Source organism: Sphingomonas sp. Leaf62 (assembly GCF_001421915.1).
GTDB lineage: Bacteria > Pseudomonadota > Alphaproteobacteria > Sphingomonadales > Sphingomonadaceae > Sphingomonas.
This window is the reverse complement of the sequence record NZ_LMLN01000030.1, coordinates 1-18709: the sequence shown is the minus strand read 5'-3', so window position 1 is coordinate 18709 and position 18709 is coordinate 1. Positions and strand designations below refer to the sequence as shown.

General features: G+C 65.9%; 21 protein-coding genes. 13 read left to right on the top strand and 8 right to left on the bottom strand.

Annotation, left to right across the window (positions count from 1 at the left end):
* The first annotated feature begins 1 nt into the window (after position 1).
* Genes ASE91_RS15350 through ASE91_RS15340 form a run of 3 tightly spaced genes read left to right on the top strand, consistent with a single transcriptional unit; the run spans position 2 to position 2749 of the window.
* Complete coding sequence (locus ASE91_RS15350; protein WP_056627665.1) at positions 2–463, top strand: EF-hand domain-containing protein; 462 nt, start codon at positions 2–4, stop codon at positions 461–463.
* 32 nt (positions 464–495) lie between these two features.
* Positions 496–942, top strand: coding sequence for a MerR family transcriptional regulator (locus ASE91_RS15345; protein WP_056004065.1), 447 nt, complete (start codon positions 496–498; stop codon positions 940–942).
* A gap of 4 nt (positions 943–946) precedes the next feature.
* Positions 947–2749, top strand: coding sequence for an acyl-CoA dehydrogenase C-terminal domain-containing protein (locus ASE91_RS15340; protein ID WP_056627663.1), 1803 nt, complete (start codon positions 947–949; stop codon positions 2747–2749).
* 138 nt (positions 2750–2887) lie between these two features.
* Here the strand turns inward: ASE91_RS15340 and purC are convergent, their stop codons facing one another.
* The 3 genes from purC to ASE91_RS15325 form a co-directional block, all read right to left on the bottom strand.
* Entirely contained in the window at positions 2888–3667 is a 780-nt protein-coding gene (gene purC / locus ASE91_RS15335; protein ID WP_056004061.1) for a phosphoribosylaminoimidazolesuccinocarboxamide synthase, read from the bottom strand.
* Positions 3668–3758: 91 nt separating this feature from the next.
* On the bottom strand, positions 3759–4595 hold the full coding sequence (locus ASE91_RS15330) for a hypothetical protein (RefSeq protein ID WP_056627661.1): 837 nt from the start codon (positions 4593–4595) through the stop codon (positions 3759–3761).
* A gap of 62 nt (positions 4596–4657) precedes the next feature.
* Positions 4658–5494 carry an alpha/beta hydrolase gene (locus ASE91_RS15325; RefSeq protein WP_235530517.1) on the bottom strand — a complete coding sequence of 279 codons (837 nt, stop codon included), beginning with the start codon at positions 5492–5494 and terminating at the stop codon, positions 4658–4660.
* A gap of 176 nt (positions 5495–5670) precedes the next feature.
* Here ASE91_RS15325 and ASE91_RS15320 point away from each other — a divergent pair, with 176 nt between their 5' ends.
* The 3 genes from ASE91_RS15320 to ASE91_RS15310 all read left to right on the top strand — a co-directional run bounded on the left by ASE91_RS15320 (position 5671) and on the right by ASE91_RS15310 (position 10371).
* Positions 5671–6246 (top strand): TetR/AcrR family transcriptional regulator, encoded by a 576-nt coding sequence (locus ASE91_RS15320; protein ID WP_162233671.1) that lies wholly within the window; start codon positions 5671–5673, stop codon positions 6244–6246.
* Positions 6247–6306: 60 nt separating this feature from the next.
* Positions 6307–8559 (top strand): DNA topoisomerase IV subunit A, encoded by a 2253-nt coding sequence (gene parC / locus ASE91_RS15315; protein WP_056627650.1) that lies wholly within the window; start codon positions 6307–6309, stop codon positions 8557–8559.
* 78 nt (positions 8560–8637) lie between these two features.
* Positions 8638–10371, top strand: coding sequence for a putative bifunctional diguanylate cyclase/phosphodiesterase (locus ASE91_RS15310; RefSeq protein ID WP_082454067.1), 1734 nt, complete (start codon positions 8638–8640; stop codon positions 10369–10371).
* On the opposite strand, the gene ASE91_RS15305 is transcribed toward ASE91_RS15310, so the two are convergent.
* The 4 genes from ASE91_RS15305 to ASE91_RS15290 are packed head-to-tail and all read right to left on the bottom strand — an operon-like array spanning position 10341 to position 13226.
* Positions 10341–11546, bottom strand: a complete 1206-nt coding sequence (locus ASE91_RS15305) for a CCA tRNA nucleotidyltransferase (RefSeq protein WP_443024551.1) — start codon at positions 11544–11546, stop codon at positions 10341–10343. The two genes, ASE91_RS15310 and ASE91_RS15305, sit on opposite strands and share 31 nt — an antisense overlap.
* The gene (locus tag ASE91_RS15300) at positions 11537–12127 is read right to left on the bottom strand and encodes a CoA pyrophosphatase (protein ID WP_056627648.1); all 591 of its coding nucleotides are present in this window, start codon (positions 12125–12127) and stop codon (positions 11537–11539) included. The genes ASE91_RS15305 and ASE91_RS15300 overlap by 10 nt, the downstream gene beginning before the upstream one ends.
* A complete protein-coding gene (locus ASE91_RS15295; protein ID WP_056627643.1) occupies positions 12124–12687 on the bottom strand; it encodes a DUF1285 domain-containing protein in 564 nt (187 codons plus the stop codon). The genes ASE91_RS15300 and ASE91_RS15295 overlap by 4 nt, the downstream gene beginning before the upstream one ends.
* Before the next feature lie 41 nt (positions 12688–12728).
* Positions 12729–13226, bottom strand: coding sequence for a GNAT family N-acetyltransferase (locus ASE91_RS15290; RefSeq protein ID WP_056627641.1), 498 nt, complete (start codon positions 13224–13226; stop codon positions 12729–12731).
* 139 nt (positions 13227–13365) lie between these two features.
* Between ASE91_RS15290 and ASE91_RS15285 the strand changes: the two genes are divergently transcribed.
* Together ASE91_RS15285 and ASE91_RS15280 are read left to right on the top strand one after the other, a co-directional pair.
* Complete coding sequence (locus tag ASE91_RS15285; RefSeq protein WP_056627636.1) at positions 13366–13737, top strand: dihydroneopterin aldolase; 372 nt, start codon at positions 13366–13368, stop codon at positions 13735–13737.
* On the top strand, positions 13734–14477 hold the full coding sequence (locus ASE91_RS15280; RefSeq protein WP_056627633.1) for an SDR family oxidoreductase: 744 nt from the start codon (positions 13734–13736) through the stop codon (positions 14475–14477). Before ASE91_RS15285 ends, ASE91_RS15280 begins: the two co-directional genes overlap by 4 nt.
* A 4-nt stretch (positions 14478–14481) precedes the next feature.
* Here ASE91_RS15280 and ASE91_RS15275 read toward each other — a convergent pair whose 3' ends face one another.
* Positions 14482–15309, bottom strand: coding sequence for a hypothetical protein (locus ASE91_RS15275; RefSeq protein ID WP_056628723.1), 828 nt, complete (start codon positions 15307–15309; stop codon positions 14482–14484).
* 252 nt (positions 15310–15561) lie between these two features.
* Between ASE91_RS15275 and ASE91_RS15270 the strand changes: the two genes are divergently transcribed.
* The 5 genes from ASE91_RS15270 (at position 15562) to ASE91_RS15250 (ending at position 18631) form a co-directional block, all read left to right on the top strand.
* Positions 15562–16254: an energy transducer TonB gene (locus ASE91_RS15270; protein ID WP_056627630.1), complete on the top strand. Its 693-nt coding sequence runs from the start codon at positions 15562–15564 to the stop codon at positions 16252–16254.
* Positions 16255–16339: 85 nt separating this feature from the next.
* A complete protein-coding gene (locus tag ASE91_RS15265; protein ID WP_056400493.1) occupies positions 16340–17134 on the top strand; it encodes a MotA/TolQ/ExbB proton channel family protein in 795 nt (264 codons plus the stop codon).
* A gap of 73 nt (positions 17135–17207) precedes the next feature.
* On the top strand, positions 17208–17693 hold the full coding sequence (locus ASE91_RS15260) for an ExbD/TolR family protein (protein ID WP_056501038.1): 486 nt from the start codon (positions 17208–17210) through the stop codon (positions 17691–17693).
* 12 nt (positions 17694–17705) lie between these two features.
* Positions 17706–18134, top strand: coding sequence for an ExbD/TolR family protein (locus ASE91_RS15255; RefSeq protein ID WP_056627627.1), 429 nt, complete (start codon positions 17706–17708; stop codon positions 18132–18134).
* Positions 18135–18259: 125 nt separating this feature from the next.
* Positions 18260–18631 (top strand): hypothetical protein, encoded by a 372-nt coding sequence (locus ASE91_RS15250; protein WP_056627624.1) that lies wholly within the window; start codon positions 18260–18262, stop codon positions 18629–18631.
* The last annotated feature ends 78 nt before the right edge of the window (positions 18632–18709 follow it).

The following is an 18709-nucleotide window of genomic DNA, read 5'->3' as shown; positions in this document are numbered from 1 at the left end:
GATGTGGCGGTTCCTGGCGGGGGTAGGGTCGGCATTGGCGCTGGTCGCGGCGGGGCTGTTCCTGTTCCGCGGGGTTGCGGCGACCGAGAAACTGCCGCCGCCGCCGGCACCGTCCGCGACGGCGCAAACGGCGGACGCCGAAATCCCCGAACCGCCCGCCGCATCGCCGCGCACGCGCGAACAGAAGCGTTTCGACCGCTATGACAAGGATCGCGACAGCCGCATCACCCGCGACGAGTATCTGACCTCGCGGCGCAAGGCCTATGCGAAGCTCGACACCAATGGCGATGGGCGGCTGACCTTCGACGAATGGGCGATCAAGACCAGCACGAAGTTTGCGGCAGCGGACAAGGGCCGCGACGGCGCGCTCGACGCCGCCGAATTCGCGACGACCGCGGTCAAGCGCAAGGCGGCGAAACGGGTAGACTGCCCGCCGGCACCAGCGGTCGGCGAGGAAAGTTGACGTTCACGTCAACGTAAAGTAGCTTGCGGGTCATGCAACTCGCAGCCTCCTTGTCCCCTCCCTCGCCCGGGCAAGCCGATCGCTTCTCGATCACCGACCTGTGCAACGAATTCGGCGTGACCGCGCGCGCGCTGCGCTTTTATGAGGATGAGGGGCTGATCGCGCCCGAACGGCGCGGCCTCGCCCGCATCTATTCGCAGCGTGATCGGGCGCGGCTTGCGTGGATCTTGCGCGGCAAGCGGGTCGGGTTCAGCCTTGCCGATATTCGCGAGATGATCGACCTGTACGATATCGGCGACGGCCGCGTCGTGCAGCGGCAGGTCACCGTCCAGAAATGCCGTGACCGGATCGCGCTGCTCGAAAACCAGCGGCGCGACATCGATGCCGCGATCGCCGAACTGAGCGACTTCGTGACGACCATCGAAGCGCTGCCGTACCAGACCGCCCCGTCAGAGGGCGCCTCCCCGGAGAAGGATTGACCCGATGCCTAGCTATACCCCGCCGGTCCGCGACACCCGCTTCATCCTCGATCATGTGCTCAGGATCGGCGATCATGCCGCGCTGCCCGGCTTCGCCAATGCCACGCCCGACACGGTCGAGGCGGTGCTGGAAGAGGGCGGTCGCTTCGTCGCCGAAGTGCTGTTCCCCTTGAACGCATCGGGCGATCAGCAGGGCTGCACCCGCCACGCCGATGGCAGCGTGACCACGCCCGACGGGTTCAAGCAGGCCTATCGCCAGTTCGTCGAATCGGGTTGGGGCACGCTGTCGGCACCGGAAGCGTTCGGCGGACAGGCGATGCCGCATGTCGTTGCGACCGCGTTCGAGGAATATCTGATCTCCGCCAACATGGCCTTCGCCATGTATCCGGGCCTGACGCACGGCGCGATCGCCGCCTTGCTGGTCAAGGGCAGCCCCGAACAGCAGGCGATGTATGTGCCCAGGATGGTGTCGGGCGAATGGGGCGGCACCATGAACCTGACCGAGCCGCAATGCGGCACCGATCTCGGCCTCATCAAGACGCGCGCGGTGCCGAATGACGACGGGTCGTGGGCGATCACCGGCACCAAGATCTTCATCTCGTCGGGCGAGCATGACCTGACCGACAACATCATCCACCTCGTCCTTGCCAAGACGCCGGGTGCGCCGGAAAGCTCGAAGGGGATTTCGCTGTTCGTCGTGCCGAAATTCCTCGTCAACGACGACGGGTCGCTCGGCGCGCGCAATCCGGTGACGTGCGGCTCGATCGAGCACAAGATGGGCATCCACGCGAATTCGACCTGCGTCATGAACTATGACGGCGCAAAGGGCTGGCTGGTCGGCGACGAGATGAAGGGGCTGGCCGCGATGTTCATCATGATGAACGCCGCGCGGCTGGGGGTCGGTTTGCAGGGGCTGGGCGTGGCGGAGACCGCGTATCAGAACGCCGTCATCTATGCCGGCGACCGGCGGCAGGGGCGCGCGCTGACCGGGCCGGGGCAACCGCAGGAAAAGGCCGATACGCTGTTCGTCCATCCCGATGTGCGGCGGATGCTGATGGAGGGCAAGGCGCTGACCGAGGGGCTGCGCGCGCTGTGCCTGTGGGGCGCGTTGCAGGTCGATCTGGCGCATATGAGCGAGGATGCGGCGACGCGCGAGCTGGCCGACGACCTCGTGTCGCTGCTGACTCCGGTCATCAAGGGCTATGGCACCGACAAGGGCTATGACGTCGCGACCAACGCGCAGCAGGTCTATGGCGGGCACGGCTACATCGCCGAATGGGGCATGGAGCAATATGTCCGCGATGCCCGGATCGCGATGATCTATGAAGGCACCAACGGCGTGCAGGCGATGGATCTGGTCGGGCGCAAGCTGGCGCAGAATAACGGGCGTGCGATCCAGCATTTCTTCCGCATCACAGCCGAGGAAATCGCGACAGCGAAGGGCGCGGATGCGACCCGCGACTTCGCCGAGCGGCTGGAGCGCGGGTTGAAGGACCTGCAGGCGGCGACCATGTGGTTCATGGCCAACGGGATGCAGAATCCGAACCATGTCGGGGCGGGCGCGCATTCGTACATGCACATCATGGGGATCGTCGCGACCGGACTGATGTGGCTGCGGATGCTGACCGCGGCCGAGGCGCTGGCGGCGGCGGGCGAGGGCGATCCGATGTTCGTCGAGGGCAAGCGGGTAACCGCGCGCTTCTATGCCGAACGCATCATCCCCGACACCGGCGCGCTTCGGCGCAAGGTCGAAGGCGGGGCCGATGCGGTGATGGCGCTCGACCCGGCGATGTTCGCGCGGGGGTAAGGGCACCCGTCAGAACCGTCATCCCGGTGAAAGCCGGAACCCATGGATGCGCGACGGCAGCGACGGCAAGCGCCATTGGCGACACCCCGTCCGTGGATCCCGGCTTTCGCCGGGATGACGTTCTGGTCGGGTGGAGTCTTACTTCTCGCGCTTCTTGCGATGCGTCTCGAGGTCGAGGACCGCCGAGTCCGCGCCTTCGGGCATCAGGCCCAGCCGGCGCGCGACCTCCTGATAGGCTTCGACTTCGCCGCCGAGATCGCGACGGAAGCGATCCTTGTCGAGCTTCTCGTTGGTGGTCATGTCCCACAGGCGGCAGCCATCGGGGCTGATCTCGTCGGCCAGGATGATCCGGCTGAAATCATTGTCCCAGATGCGACCGAATTCGAGCTTGAAGTCGACCAGCCGGATGTTGATCCCGGCGAACAGCCCGGACAGGAAGTCGTTCACGCGGATCGCCATGTCGGCCATCTCGTGCAATTCGTCCTGCGCGGCCCAGCCGAAGCACAGGATGTGTTCGTCCGATACCATCGGATCGCCAAGCGCATCGTCCTTGTAATAATATTCGACGATCGTGCGCGGCAGCTGCTGCCCTTCCTCGATGCCCAGCCGTTTCGACAGCGAACCCGCGGCGACGTTGCGCACCACGACCTCGATCGGCACGATTTCGACCTGACGGATCAACTGCTCGCGCATGTTCAGCCGGCGGATGAAGTGGGTCGGTACCCCGATATTGCCGAGCAGCGTGAAGACGTGCTCGGAAATCCGGTTGTTCAGCACGCCCTTGCCGTTGATCGTGCCCTTCTTCTGAGCGTTGAAAGCGGTGGCGTCATCCTTGAAATACTGGATCAGCGTACCCGGCTCCGGACCCTCGTACAGGATCTTTGCCTTGCCTTCGTAAATCTGGCGGCGGCGAGCCATGCGATTCCCTTCGACGAAACGGGCCGGCCCGGGGGATGCCCGTGGCCGGTGTAGAAAGCCGCCGCATAGCCCAAGGGGGCCGGGCGCGCAATCACGCCGCGGGCGCGATCCGCCGTCGCACGAACCGCCGCCCGCCAACGAACAGCCCGGCCAGAATCGCCGCGAGCAGCATCGGTGGCAGCAGCAGCCCAAGCAGGTTGAGCACCGTGCTGAACGTTACGCCCGCCGACCAGCCGAGCAGTTCGCCCGCCTGTGCTAGCGGCGACCGGGTTTCGAAGCCCGGGGCGGCCTTGCCCGATTCGTAATGGAACGCGACCGGCGTCGCATTCAGGAGCGCGCGTTGCCCGGCGGTCTGCGCATCGACGTCCCGGATCGTCCGCCCCAGATCGGCATGCTGCCGTTCCAGTTCGGTCGCGGTCGAACGATTGCCGTCCGCGATCCGCTTCTCGACGGTGGCGCGTTCGGCGGCGGCAGCGTTGCGCGCGGTTCTGGCGGCGTCGATGGTTGCGCCAACGTGCTCGCCACTGACATTGACGCTGCGCACGCCGCCTTCGCTGCGTTCGACCACTCCGATCGCATCGCGGCCGAAGCCGCGCGCAAGGGCGGGGACGATGCTGAACTGGAGATCGGCGGTGACGTCGTTCTTCGGCGAGCGGAGATAGCGCATCCCTGTGATCCGGCAGCGGTCCGGACCCAGTCGCTCGCATGCCTCGGCATGGCGTTCCTGTGCTGCGGCGATCCGCTGCGCGGGCAGGCGGAAGGCGTAGTCGTATCGGAAGGCGACGCCCGGCGCAGCGGTCACCTCGACGCCGGGCGGGGCATCCTGATCGGTCGATCCCGTCTCGTCGGCGGTATCGGACCGGCCGCAACCGGCAAGCGCAGCGGAGACGGCGGCCATGATGATCAAGGTCGAACGCGAACGGGTCATCGACAACTCCTGCCTTAGTCGTGGCTAAAATAGGGCAGAAATAAGGCGGATGCAATCCGCCGCTATTCGAAGGGGGCGGCGCTCGACAAGGCGCGCCGGATCGAGGCCTTGGCCGCGGCCCATGCCGGCGTTTCCGGTGCGATCAGCTCGACATGGCCGGTTTCCGCGATCCGTTGCATCACCACCCGGTCTCCGGCGGCGCGGGCGGCTTCGGCAAAGGCCGGTGCCATCGCGGCGGGAACGATCTCGTCCTGCGCGCCGTCGATCAGGTCGATCGGCACCCCGACCGGCAGCAGCTCGACGACCGAGGTATCGGCGAAGCGATCGACCCGGTTCCCTCCGACCAGTTGCGCGACGACCTCCGTCCCGCAGCCATTGTCCGGGCTGGCTTCGACCGCGGCGAGATCGGGCAGACCGCCCAGACTGACGACATGCGCGATCGGCAACGGATCGTCGGTCGCCAGCGGACTATCGCCGGGAAGGCGATGCCGCGCGGCGAGCCACAGCGCCAGATGCCCGCCCGCCGAATGTCCGACCGCGACGATCCGCGACAGGTCGAGGGCGTACGTCCCGGCATGGTCGCGCAGCACATCGGCCGCCGCCGCCGCGTCGAGAAACGTCCCCGGATAACCGCCGCCATCGCGGTCGACCCCGCGATAGTCGATATTCCACACCGCGATGCCATCCGCGCGAAGATCGGCGGCAATCCAGTCCATCAGCCGGCGGTCGGCGATCGAACTCTGCCAGCATCCTCCATGCACCATCAGCACGATCGGCCGGCACGTGGCAGGATCGCCCGCGGGCAACCACAGGTCGACCACCTGCAACCGGTCCGACCCGTAGTGGAACGTCCGGTCCGGATCGGGGCGCGGTCGCCGGGTCAGGTCGGGCCAACACATTGCGGTCCATGACGTGACGCATTCAGCCATTGTTGCAGTCCTATCCACCGAGTGTCGCAACCGTACCCATAATGATGAATCGTATAATAAAAATCGCGCGGGCGGATAATTTTGCGCTAAGGGGGCCGCGGGGAAGGGTCTGGCCGGCGGTATGCCGGCTGCAAAGGGGCGTGGAAGTGGGAAGAACTCGTACGATCGAGCGTGACAAGCTGTTGGATGCCGCCGAGTCGGTGACGCTGGAAAAGGGCCCGGTCGGCCTGACCATCGCCGCCGTCGCCGAGCATATGGGCATCACCAACGGCGGTGTGCAATACAGTTTTCGCAGCAAGGAATCGCTGATCGCCGCGATGTTCGAGCGGTGGCAGGACGAATATGCCGAACGCATCGCCGAACTGGGTGCCGCCGATGGCACCTGCCCGGCCCGGGTCCATATCGATTATGCCGCCGATTATAACGATCGTTCGCGGCGGGGCGCGCCCAGTCTGCTGGTCTCGGTCCTCAATTCGCCGCAGCATATGGTGCTGGTGCGCAAATGGTATCGTGAGCGGATCGACCTGATCGACGTCACCACCGAAGCGGGTCGCCGGCTGCGGTTGGCGTTCCTCGCGATGGAGGGGGCGTTCCTCATGCGGCTGTTCGGCCTGATCGAAATGAGCGACACCGAATGGCAGGGCATCGTCGCCGATGTGGTGGCGCTGGCCGATGGTGAACCGGGTGCCGTGCGCGTATCCGACGGGCGACAGGCGGCCTGATCCCGGTTCGTTCCATTTCGCCTATCGCAGAGGCGGGGTTCGCCTGCTATCGCGGTCGTGATGGCAAGTGAACTGACCGACCCTTCGACGCCGATCGGCATCTTCGATGCACCGTTCGACAGTGCATTGTCCGAGCGTTATCTCGTCTACGCGCTGTCGACGATCACCGCCCGGTCGCTGCCCGACGTGCGCGACGGGCTGAAGCCGGTGCATCGCCGGCTGTTATGGGCGATGCGGCTGCTGAAGCTCGATCCTGCATCGGGGTACAAGAAATGCGCGCGCGTCGTCGGCGACGTGATCGGCAAATACCATCCGCATGGCGACCAGTCGGTCTATGACGCGATGGTCCGCCTCGCACAGGATTTCGCGCTGCGTTATCCGCTGGTCGACGGACAGGGCAATTTCGGCAACATCGATGGCGATAATGCCGCCGCCTACCGTTATACCGAAGCGCGGCTGACGCAGGTCGCGATCGACCTGATGGCGGGCCTCGACGAGGACGCTACCGACTTCCGCCCGACCTATAACGGCGAGGAGCAGGAGCCCGAACTGTTTCCGGGCCTGTTCCCCAATCTGCTCGCCAACGGGGCCAGCGGCATCGCCGTCGGCATGGCGACCAGCGTACCGCCGCACAACGCCGCCGAATTGTACGACGCCGCGATCGTGCTGATCGACCGGCCGGATGCGGATGACGCCGCCGTGCTCGCTTATGTGCGCGGCCCCGATTTTCCCACCGGCGGTATCGTCGCCGATACCCCCGCCGCGATCCGCGAAGCCTATGCCACCGGTCGTGGTGGCTTTCGCGTCCGCGCGCGCCACACGATCGAACGGGAGAAAGGCGGCGGCTGGCAGATCGTCATCACCGAGATTCCGTACGGCGTGCAGAAGGGCAAGCTGATCGAACAGATCGCCGCGCTCATCAACGACAAGAAGCTGCCGATCCTGACCGACGTTCGCGACGAATCGGATGCCGAGATCCGCATCGTCCTCGAACCGCGCAGCCGCACCGTCGACCACCAGGTGCTGATGGACGGGCTGTTCCGGCTGACCGACCTCGAATCGCGCATCCCCCTCAACCTCAACGTCCTCGACAAGGATCGCACCCCGCGCGTCATGTCGCTGCGCGAGGCACTGAAGGCATGGGTCGATCACCAGTTCGTCGTCCTGCGCCGGCGTAGCGAGCACCGGCTTGCCAGGATCGCCGACCGGATCGAATTGCTCGACGGCTATCTGGCTGCCTATCTCAACCTCGACCGGGTGATCGCGATCATTCGCACCGAGGATGAACCAAAGCCGGTGCTGATCGCCGAATTCACCCTGACCGACCGACAGGCCGAAGCGATCCTCAACATGCGGCTGCGATCCTTGCGCAAGCTGGAGGAAATGGAGATTCGCGGCGAGCGGTCGAAGCTGGAAAAGGAGCAGGCCGAACTGACGCTGCTGCTGTCCAGCGAGGCCCGGCAGCGGACCCGCATGAAGCGCGACCTGTCGAAGATGCGCGACCGCTATGGCAGCGACACTGCGCTCGGCGCCCGCCGTACTTCGATCGAGGAAGCCGCCCCGGCACGCGAAATCCCGGCAGAGGCGATGATCGAGCGCGAGCCGCTGACCATCATCCTGTCGCAACGCGGCTGGGTACGGGCGCTCAGGGGGCATGTCGACCTCGCCTCCGCCGATACCGCACGGTTCAAGGAAGGCGACGGTCCGGCCTTCGCCTTTCACGCGCACACGACCGACAAGCTGTTGCTGACCACCGATGGCGGGCGTTTCTACACGCTGGGTGCCGACAAGCTGCCCGGCGGACGCGGGTTCGGTGAGCCGGTGCGGGCGATGATCGATCTCGACGGCGATGCCCGGATCGTCGGGCTGTTCCGCGCGGCGACATCCGATCGGCTGTTGCTGGCGGCGACCGATGGTCGCGGTTTTGCGGTGCGGATCGCCGACGTGCTTGCCGAAACCCGCAAGGGCAAGCAGGTGATGGCACCGCGCCCCGGTGCCAAGCTGAAGATCGTCCGGCCCATCGCGCCGGACGATGATTATGTCGCGGCGATCGGCGACAATCGCAAGCTCGTGCTCTTTCCGCTGTCCGAACTCGCGGAAATGGCCCGTGGGCAGGGGGTCCAGCTGCAACGGTTCCGCGATGGCGGCCTGTCGGATGCGCGGACCTTGCGGTTCGCCGACGGGCTGACCTGGACGATGGGCGGAGAGACCGGGCGCGTCCGTACCGAGGGCGATCTGACGCCGTGGCGCGCCGCACGCGGTGCGGCCGGGCGGATGCCACCCAACGGCTTCCCTCGCGACAACCGCTTCTGACGGGCGACGTGCATATCCGTTCGAATAGCTTGCCGGGCTTCAGAAGCTTTTAACCATCGTCGCGGTACAGCGATGCAAATGGCTTTCGGTCGGCAGTTCCTTTCCGCGTTCAGGACGCATCCGGTTTCGGACGACTCCGTTGCCGTTCGGGCTGAACCGTCGAAAGTATCGGGTTCGTCGTTCGATGCCGACACGGCAACGCTGGACCTGATCCCCGCGCCGACGGCGATCGTCGATCTGATCGACGACCGACTGGTGTTCATCGCGAACAACATGGCCTTTCGCGCGGCGGGCTTCGTCTGCGGCGGGGAAGCGGCGCTGCTTGACGCGATCGGCGATCGGATCGGGACGTTTCTGACCTCGGCCGAAACCCGCTGTCGGGTCCCGCTGCAAATCGGCGATTCAGTGGACAGCCGTTATTACGACGTCACGCTGGCCCGCTGTCCCGACAGGGTCTCGGTCGCCAGCTGTCTGATGACGCTGCTCGACCAGACCGCCGAACAGCGGACCGAAGCCAGCCTGCGGCGGGAGATGAATACCGATTCGCTGACCGGGTTGGCGAACCGTATGGGCTTTGGCGATCTGGTCGATGAACGGATCGCGGACGGCAATCGCGCGCGCTATGCGGTGCTGGCGATCAATCTCGATCGGTTCAGCCGCGTCAATGCGTGCATGGGGTCGTTGTCGGGCGACGAATTGCTGATCTCGGTCGCGCGCCGCCTGAAAGGCGTATTGCGCGGCTGCGACGTACTGGCGCGCACGGGTGGCGACGAATTCGCGGTGCTGTTGACGTTGCGTGGGGGGCCGGACGATGCGATTCTGGTCGCCGGTCGCCTGCAACAGGCACTCGTCCAGCCGTTCCAGCTGTCCGATTTCAGCATCAGTGTCGATTGCTCGATCGGTATCGCGCTGGGTGAGGATACCGAGGACGAAGCCGAGGATCTGATCCGCCACGCGCAATTCGCGGTGAAACGGTCGAAACGGACCGGCCAGACCGAAATCTATCGCCCGCATTTGTTCGATATCGTCCGCAGCCAGTTTTCGATCGAGACGCGGTTGCGCACCGCGCTGGAGGAACGGCAGCTCCGGCTGGCGTTCCAGCCGATCTATGACCTGTCGAACGGCCGCATCAACAGTTTCGAGGCGCTGGCGCGGTGGCAGACGCCCGATGGGCAGCACATCTCGCCGGTCGATTTCATCCCCGTCGCCGAGGAATCGGGCCTGATCGTGCCGCTTGGCCGCTGGGCCATGGATGAAGCGGCGCGGGCGCTCGCGCTTTGGGATCGTCAATCCGGCGGGCATTGCGGTGCCAGGATGGCGGTCAACCTGTCGGCGGTGCAGCTTCAGCGCGACGATATCGCCGCGATGTTTGCCGACGTGCTGTCGCGCCACGACCTGACGGGCGATCGCTTCACCATCGAACTGACCGAAAGCGCGTTCATCGTCGATCCCGACAGCACGCTGCAGACGATGCTGGCGTTGAAGGCCATGCATGCCACGATCGCGATGGACGATTTCGGCACCGGTTATTCGAACCTCGCCTATCTGCAGAAGTTGCCGATCGACAAGCTCAAGATCGACCGCAGCTTCGTGTCGGGAATGCTGGCGGATCGCGACAAGGTGGCGATCGTGCGCGCGATCCTCAGTCTTGCCCAGGCGCTTGGCATGCGCACCACGGCCGAGGGGATCGAGACGCAGGAACTCGAACAGACGCTCGTCGCGCTCGGCTGCGCGTTCGGGCAGGGCTATTTCTATTCGAAGCCGATCGACGCCGATGCGGCCTATGCGATGCTGGTGGCGCGCAACGCCTGAGCGACGACGTCGTCGGCGATGGCGCCGGTCCGCGCGGCGCCGGGAAATCCTTCCGCGATCCAGCGATCCTCGACCAGCCTCAATGCCTTTGCGACATCGGGTCCGCGCGCAAGGCCGCGTGCGACCAGCGCACCGCCCGACAGCGGCAGGGCAGGGCGGGTCCAGCCGATCAGGCTCGCCGCTGCTTCCGGCTCGCCTGCCAGCAGCAACTGGTCGATCGCTCCCTCGACGCCCAACCGGTATCCCGTCTCCTGCGCTTGCCGTGCGTCGTTGCGGCCCAATGCCGTGGCGATCCGCTTGCGATGGGCGTTCGACAGCTTCAGCCGCGCGGTGACGCTCTCGGCATTACCGGTGTCGAGCAGCGCGGCGAGCCGGCGGATCGGGTCGGGGGCAATGCCGGCAGCCGCTTCGCCGGCGGCCAGCGCGGCAAGGCGCTCGACCGCCGCCGCATCGATTTCGGGCAGCACCGGCGTCCAGATGCCGTGCCCGACCATCAGCCGCATGACATCGACCGCGTCGCGCGCGACCAGCAGCTTCAGCAATTCATCGGCGATCCGCTCGCGCGACAATGCCATCAGGTCGTTGGCGCGGTCGATACAGGCGCTCAGCCCCTCCGCATCGGGCGCATCGCCGAACCGCGCGAGGAAGCGGAAGAATCGCAGGATGCGCAGATGATCCTCGGCGATGCGCCGCAACGGATCGCCGATGAACCGCACCCGTCCGGCATTCAGGTCGGCGATCCCGTCGAAATAATCATGCAGCCGATGGCTGCGCATATCGGCATAGAGCGCGTTCATCGTGAAATCGCGCCGCGCCGCATCCGCCTGCCAGTCATCGGTAAAGGCGACTTCGGCATGGCGGCCATCGGTCGCGACATCGCGGCGCAGCGTCGTCACCTCGACCACCGTTCCGTCGGCGACCGCGGTGATCGTGCCGTGCGCGATGCCGGTCGGCACCGCCTTGATGCCCGCCGCCTCCAGCCGCCGCACGACCTCCTGCGGCGGATGGATCGTCGCGACGTCGATGTCGGAGACGTCCAGCCCCAGCAACGTATCGCGCACCGCCCCCCCGACATAGCGCGCCGCCCCGGCATCGGCGTCGAGCGCGTCGGCCAGCCGGTCGAGCCCGGGGCGCTGCATCCAGTCGGCGGGGGGAAGGATATCGGTCAGGGCCATGTCAGTCGTCGTGCCAGATTGAGGATCATCGCCGCCGTCGCACCCCAGATGCGCCGTTCGCCGAAGATCAGTTCGTAATAGAATCGCTCGGTCCCCTCATGCCAGCGGCTGCCGACCTGGTAGTTCGCACGGTCGAGCAGAACGGTCAGCGGCACCTCGAAGATCGCATCGACCTCCAGCGGGGCCGGCATCAGCGGCAGGTCGGCCGGCACCGTGGCGAGGACCGGTACGACCTCGAACCCGGTCACCGTGTGATAGCGGTCGAGCGTCGCCACCACGGTCGCGGCCTGTGCCGGCAAGGCGATCTCCTCCGCCGCTTCGCGCAGCGCCGCCGCGACCGGCCCGCCATCCGCCGGATCGATGCTGCCGCCCGGAAACGCCACCTGACCCGCATGGGTGCGCAAATCGCCGGTCCGCTGCGTCAGCAACACGCCCGGCTCCGCCCGCTCGGTCACCGCGATCAGCACCGCTGCCGCCCGCCAGCCGCCCTCCGGCATCGGCGCCGCGCCGTTCAGATCGCCGGTCAGCAACCCCTCGACCGGGTCCGCCAGCCGCGCGCGCAGCCGGTCGGCCAGCGTCATGCCGGCTCGAACGGAAAGAACGCGCCCTCACTCCACAGCCCGCGCCGCCCGTCCGGCCCCGTCACCAGCAGCTCGACCAGTTCGTAGAAGACCGGCCGCGCGATCAGCGCATCCATGCCGCCGCGCACGCGCAGATAGGGGCGCGGCGCGTCGGCATCCCCTTCGATCCGGATCGGATGCCCGGCATCGGCCACCGCCAGCTCGTCGGTATTCAGCCGGAACGCGATCCGCCCCTGTTCGCCCTCACCCGACAGCTTCGCCTCGACCGCCACGAACGGCGCATCGTCGACGGCGATCGACAGCTTCTCGACCGGTGTCACCAGCACGTGCGATCCATCGGCCTCGCGTCGCAGGATCGTCGAGAACAGCCGCACCATCTCGGCCCGCGTGATCGCGCTCCCCTGATGATACCAGGTCCCATCGGCAGCGATCCGCATCTCGCTGTCGCCGCAATGGGTCGGGTTCCAGCGATCGACCGGCGGCAGTTTCGCTTCGGCGGCAAGGCGAGCGACCTCGGCGAGGGAGAGCGAGGCGAAATCGGCGGGGGGCTGCATCGGCATGGGCGTCCGTTAGCTTGGACCGCGCGCCCACCACAAGGGGTTCACGCCGCCAGTACAATGCGCGGACCCACCATGCCGCCATGGTCGGGCACGGTGCCGCGCGCCAGCAACCGCCGCTGTTCGTAGGGACCCGGCATCCGCCACCCGCCGGTCCGCTGCGCACCAAAGCCGAACCGGCCATAATATTCGGGGTCGCCGATCAGCATCAGCGGCGCGTCGCTGCCCGCCGCCGCGATCGCTTCGGCCATCAGCCGGTGTCCGATCCCGGTCCCCTGCCGGTCGGGCGCGACCGCGACCGGGCCGACCATGACCATCGGCACCGCTCGTCCATCATCGGTGTCGAGCTGTACCGGCCAGCACTGGATACATCCGGTCAGCCGCCCGTCCTCGACCCAGGCGAAGCTGAGCGCCCCGATCGGTTGCAGCCCCTCGCGCACCCGATACGCCGTTCGCCGATGCCGATCGATCCCGAACGCCGCATCGAGCAGTGCTTCGACATCGGCCGGGGGAACGGAGGCGAGGGGGCGCAAGTCGGGCAATACGGGTCCAATCGAAACGGAATGCGCGCCTGTACCGCCGCGACGGACAGGCACAAGGGCCAAGATTCGCCGGTCCCCGCTTCCGCTACCGGCGCCTTCTGCTATCGCGCCGATATTCCCATATGATGACAGGTGCAGAGTGCGCGATTCGCTTCAATTGGAAGTCCATGATGTCGAAGTGAATGTCCTGACCGGCATTTACTCCGAGGAAACGCACCTGCCGCAACCGTTGCGGATCTCGATGACGGTCGATCTCGACTGTCCCGAACGCTTCACGCCGGACACGCCGCTATCGGCCTCCAAAAGCTATATGGACCTCAAGCACGCCGCGACCGACGCGCTGCCGCCGGGGGTGCATTTCACCCTGATCGAGGGGGTGGCCGACCATATCGTCGACACCCTCTTCCTGTCCGATCCGCGCGTGCAGCGCGTGAAGATCCGCATCGTGAAGCTGGCCATTGCCGAAGCCGGCGAATCGATCGGCATCACGATGGTCCGGCACCGGCGGTGACCCGCCCGCTGGCGCTGGTCACCGGCAGCTATCGCCGGCTGGGCGGCCGGATCGCCGTCCGACTGGCGCAGGCGGGATACGACGTCGCGCTCCACGCCAGTCGCGCGGGCGAACCCGATCGTTTGATTATCGAGGGTCTGGAGGATGCTCGCCACGCCACCTTCGCCGCGGACCTTGCCGATCCGGCGGCGGTCGTCGCGATCATTCCGGCGGTTGCGGATCGCTTCGGGCGGCGGGTCGATCTGCTCGTCAACAACGCGTCGTGCTTCCGCGCCGACGATGACAGCTATCCCGCTCCCGAATCGCTGAACGCGCACTTCGCGGTCAACGCCGCCGCGCCGTTCGCGCTCGCCACGGCATTGGCGGGGCAGGGCGGATCGGCGGTCGTCAACATTCTCGACCAGCGGATCGCGCATCCGCATCGCGACCAGCTTGCCTATACCCTGTCAAAACAGGCACTTGCCGAGGCGACCCGGACCCTCGCCCTCGCGTTGGCACCGTCGGTCCGCGTCAATGGCGTCGCGCCGGGGCTGACCATCGCGACCGACGATTACGATCCCGACCAGTTGCAGCGACTGGCGGCGATGATGCCGCTCGAACGCCTGCCGACCGCCGATCAGGTCGCCGATGCCGTGATCTTCCTGGCCGGCGCTACCGCATCGACCGGTCAGGTGCTGTTCGTCGACGGCGGGGCGGGGCTGGTTCGGTTCGAACGCGACTTCGTCCACCTCGGTCGCTGATCGCTCAGCCGCGGCGACCGTCGTTGCAGGGGCCTAACTGCTCGCGCACGAACGCATAATCCTCGCGGGCGATCGTCGCATTGTCGTCTTCCTGCGCTTGCAGGCTTCCCTCGGGCAGGGCGTCCGGCAAACCACAGGCCAGCCGGTACCATGCCAGCGTATCGCGCTGCGGCGCGCCGCCCGCCTCGTCAATGATATCGCCCAGCGACAAAGCCCAGCGCTTCGCCTCGCCCGGCCGGCGCAGGACCAGCAGCGATACCGGATTGCCATCGGCGGTCTTCAGGAAGATCTGCGTTTCGCCCTCGCCGGGCAGCGTGCCGGGGACGTGAAACGCATTGCCAACCCCGGTCACCGCCGGCGGCGCATCGGTAGCGAGCACGTCGCGAACGACGCCGCGCACCCGCTGGTCGAGTGCGGGGCTCCACGCGAATTGCGCATCGGGCGTCAGCAATTGTATCTGATCGGGACGTCCCGCCACGGCACGGGCGAACGCGATGACACGCTGGCGCTTCAGATTGGGCGCTCGGCCGCGCGGATCGAACGGAACGTCGACCAGATAGCCGACGCGCGCCGGCAACGGTCCGTTCGCGCGGATCAGCGCGCCGACATCGACGGTGACGTAGAACCGGACATGCCCCGGTGCCAGTCCGGTCGCTTCGGCCGGTGGGATGCGCGCGGCGGAGCGAATCGTCGCATCCAGCACGATATCACCGTCGAGCGACAGGCTGACCAGTTGCGCGTAGGATGGCCCGGATGATTCGGTAGCGATAACATCCGGCGTGCCATTCTGACGCGCGACGACCGGGCCACACCCGATCAGAAACAGGGACATGCCGGTCGCGGCTAGGAAAATGCGCTTCATCCTGCCGGTCATAATCGCCGGAAATGCTGGGTTACAGACTTATTTCGGTAATGGCGCGATTGTACGATTGTTTCGTCCGACAAAGCGTTTGCGTCGTTTAAAAGGCCGCGATAGACAATCGCGTCCGGAATGCCGCGTAGCCCCGGACACGACGGTCGTTGCGCGCCGGTTTCGCCGGACGGACCGACCCAATGTACCGGGCTAGAGGAGTTTGGTTGCTGAATGGCTTACGCTGATCAAAAAGCAGGTAATGGCCGGATCGTCGCGCTGATCATCGTGGGGTTGCTCCACGTTCTGATCGGGTATGCGTTCATTTCCGGTCTTGCCTATAAATATGTGAAGAAGGTGACTGAGGATACCGAGACGTTCGACGTCGAGGAACCGCCACCCCCGCCCGAGGAAATTCCTCCTCCCCCGCCGCCACCTGACCAGCCGCAGCCGCAGTCGCCGCCGCCGGTCGTGACGCCGCCGCCGATCGTCCAGACCCAGGCTCCGCCGCCGGTCGTGATGCAGTCGGTGACGACGCCGCCGCCGTCCTATGCGCCGATTCCGACTGCGGGCCCGCCTGCGCCGCCGGCTCCTGCCGCGCCGCCTGCGCCGCCGGCACCGGTCATCAGCAAGGCTGCTGGTGCCAAGGGCGATCCGTCGCAGTGGATCACGCAGGAAGATTATCCCGCGTCGGCGCTGAACAGCGGTGACGAAGGCGTCACGGCGATCTCGTGGGACATCAACGCCCAGGGGCGCGTCGAAAACTGCCGCGTGACCTCGTCGAGCGGTTCGGCCGCGCTGGATCGGGCCGCGTGCTCGGCCCTGCAACGCCGCGCCCGTTACTCGCCGGCACTCGATCAGTCGGGTAATGCGATCCGTTCGAGTTCGTCGCGTCGAGTTCGCTGGCAGCTGCCTGCCGATCGGTAAGACCGGGTGCCTCGCGGCGAAAACGACGCGGGGCAATACCGGGGCATATTCTTCAAGAACATATCAGCTCTAAGGAAACTATTCGATGCTCACTCCGATTCTTGCTGCCGGCGCACCCGCCGGGGCTCCGAACTTCGGCTTCTACGAAGCACTGCAGCAGGGCGGCGCGATCGCGATCAGCACGCTGGTCATTCTCGTCATCATGTCGGTCGGTTCGTTCTACATTCTCTTCACCAAGCTGTTCGAACAGCAGAAGATCATGAACCAGGCGAAGCGCGTTCAGGCGTCGTTCTGGCAGTCGAACTCGCTGCGTGAAGGCGCTGCGAAGCTCGACAAGAACTCGGCCTATCGCCAGATCGTCGACGACGGCCTCGCCGCGCAGGAACAGCATGGCAAGCTGACCGATCCGGTCGAGGCACATGACTGGCTGCACGGTTCGCTCGCCCGTTCGGAAGCGTCGATCAACTCGAAGCTGAACAGCGGCCTGCCGTTCCTCGCCACCGTCGGCGCGACCTCGCCGTTCGTCGGTCTGTTCGGTACCGTCGTCGGCATCTACCGCGCGCTGGTGAAGATCGGTGCCGCCGGTCAGGCCGCCATCGGCGACGTCGCCGGTCCGGTCGGTGAAGCGCTTATCATGACCGCCATCGGTCTGGTCGTCGCGGTTCCTGCCGTGCTCGCCTACAACTGGCTGCAGAGCCGCAACAAGTCGATCCAGAAGGATCTGTCGTCCTTCTCGAACGACGTGCTGGGCTTCCTCGCGTCGAACGGTGCGGTTCGTCCGGCCATTGCCGCTCGCGGTCCGGCGCCTGTCGCCAAGCCGGCAGTCGGCAGCACCACCGCCGGCCAGGCCGGTGGCGTGCCGACCGCACCGCGCGTCTGATTGGACGCTGACACCGGCGGGGTCGTGACCGATCCCGCCGGTTCGATTGAGTAAAAGTGGATAGGATAGCCTCATGGCGATGAGTGTTGGCGGCGGCGGCGAAGAAGCCCCCCTCTCGGACATCAATACCACGCCGCTCGTGGACGTCATGCTCGTGCTGCTGATCATCTTCCTGATCGCGGTTCCGGTCGTGGTGCAGCAGGTGAGCGGTCTGAAGGTCCCGAAGGTCGTGTTCGAACCGACGACGACCAAGCCCGAAAACGTTTCGCTTTCGGTACAGGGCCTCGGCAACGAATGTGCGGTGTACTGGGGCCTGACCCGGGTCAACGCCGACGAGCTGCGCACCCGCGCGGTCAAGAAGCTGGAAGACGAAATCGCCCGTCAGGGCGGCATCGGCAATCCTAAGCTGGAACTGCCCGAAGTGCACATCCGTGGCGACGTGAACACCCCGTATCGCTGCATCGGCGGTACGATCTACACGATGCAGTCGGCGGGCTTCACCAAGGTCGGGTTCATTTCGGAGCCGGACCCCAATACCACGCCGCGCGCGCGTCAATAGGAGTAGCCTGACATGGCAATGAGCAGTGGCGGTCGCTCAGACGACGAACCCATGATGGACATGAACACCACGCCGTTGATCGACGTGCTGCTCGTGCTCCTGATCATGTTCATCATCACCATCCCGATCCAGAGCCACGCGGTGAAGGTCGATCTGCCGCAGCCGGACAATCGGCCGCAGCAGAATATCGATCCGGTCAAGAACAAGATCGCGATCAATGCGCAGGGCCAGACCTTCTGGAACGGCACGCCGGTCGATGAAGTCACGCTGACGCAGTTTCTCGATCAGACGGTGGCGATGAGTCCGCAGCCCGAACTCCATTTCCAGCCGGACGCGACGGCGCGGTACGAAGTGGTCGACGGGGTGCTCGCGATCATCAAGCGGGCGAACGTGACGAAGCTCGGCTTCGTCGGCAACGAACAGTACCGCGCCGACTTCTGATCGCGCGCACCACTGTCTCGCAAAGGGGCGGCTTCGGCCGCCCCTTTTTTTGTGCCCGGCTTGCGGAGCCGTCGTAAAAGTGAAACATTGATGTCATCACGATGTAACAAACAGGAGATGATGTCATGCGAATCGGAACGCTCGTACTGCTTGCCCCGGCGCTGGCGGCCATGGGTTTCGCCGCCAGCGCGAACGCCCAGGATGCGCAATACGCGCACGCGGCAATAGAGGCCGGCAAACTACCACAAGCCGAACGCGCCCTAGAACGCGACACCCGAGCCGGCAGCCGTGAACCACAGGTTTTGCTGAACTTGGCGGCGGTGTACGCGATGACGGATCGTCCCGACGCAGCTCGCGCTTTATATACTCGCGTGTTGGCAGGCGAGGATGCGTCCTTGCTGATGCAGTCGAATCAGGTGGCGCGCGCGCATGACGTAGCCCGCCGCGGACTTCGAATGCTCGACCGGTCCGGTACGCAGCAACTGACTGCCCGATGACCCATAAGGTTAGGTGCTAGGGTCAGGACTCGTTGATTACAGCCAGAAGATGATGGTGGCAGCCAGGGCGATGGCGGA

Excerpts from the sequence above, each read along its gene's own strand:
- ASE91_RS15350 (WP_056627665.1), top strand. The coding sequence starts at position 2 with ATGTGGCGGTTCCTGGCGGGGGTAGGGTCGGCATTGGCGCTGGTCGCG.
- ASE91_RS15345 (WP_056004065.1), top strand. The coding sequence starts at position 496 with ATGCAACTCGCAGCCTCCTTGTCCCCTCCCTCGCCCGGGCAAGCCGAT.
- ASE91_RS15340 (WP_056627663.1), top strand. The coding sequence starts at position 947 with ATGCCTAGCTATACCCCGCCGGTCCGCGACACCCGCTTCATCCTCGAT.
- purC (WP_056004061.1), bottom strand. The coding sequence starts at position 3,667 with ATGGCTCGCCGCCGCCAGATTTACGAAGGCAAGGCAAAGATCCTGTAC.
- ASE91_RS15330 (WP_056627661.1), bottom strand. The coding sequence starts at position 4,595 with ATGACCCGTTCGCGTTCGACCTTGATCATCATGGCCGCCGTCTCCGCT.
- ASE91_RS15325 (WP_235530517.1), bottom strand. The coding sequence starts at position 5,494 with ATGTGTTGGCCCGACCTGACCCGGCGACCGCGCCCCGATCCGGACCGG.
- parC (WP_056627650.1), top strand. The coding sequence starts at position 6,307 with ATGGCAAGTGAACTGACCGACCCTTCGACGCCGATCGGCATCTTCGAT.
- ASE91_RS15310 (WP_082454067.1), top strand. The coding sequence starts at position 8,638 with ATGGCTTTCGGTCGGCAGTTCCTTTCCGCGTTCAGGACGCATCCGGTT.
- ASE91_RS15305 (WP_443024551.1), bottom strand. The coding sequence starts at position 11,546 with ATGGCCCTGACCGATATCCTTCCCCCCGCCGACTGGATGCAGCGCCCC.
- ASE91_RS15300 (WP_056627648.1), bottom strand. The coding sequence starts at position 12,127 with ATGACGCTGGCCGACCGGCTGCGCGCGCGGCTGGCGGACCCGGTCGAG.
- ASE91_RS15295 (WP_056627643.1), bottom strand. The coding sequence starts at position 12,687 with ATGCCGATGCAGCCCCCCGCCGATTTCGCCTCGCTCTCCCTCGCCGAG.
- ASE91_RS15275 (WP_056628723.1), bottom strand. The coding sequence starts at position 15,309 with ATGTCCCTGTTTCTGATCGGGTGTGGCCCGGTCGTCGCGCGTCAGAAT.
- ASE91_RS15270 (WP_056627630.1), top strand. The coding sequence starts at position 15,562 with ATGGCTTACGCTGATCAAAAAGCAGGTAATGGCCGGATCGTCGCGCTG.
- ASE91_RS15265 (WP_056400493.1), top strand. The coding sequence starts at position 16,340 with ATGCTCACTCCGATTCTTGCTGCCGGCGCACCCGCCGGGGCTCCGAAC.
- ASE91_RS15260 (WP_056501038.1), top strand. The coding sequence starts at position 17,208 with ATGGCGATGAGTGTTGGCGGCGGCGGCGAAGAAGCCCCCCTCTCGGAC.
- ASE91_RS15255 (WP_056627627.1), top strand. The coding sequence starts at position 17,706 with ATGGCAATGAGCAGTGGCGGTCGCTCAGACGACGAACCCATGATGGAC.
- ASE91_RS15250 (WP_056627624.1), top strand. The coding sequence starts at position 18,260 with ATGCGAATCGGAACGCTCGTACTGCTTGCCCCGGCGCTGGCGGCCATG.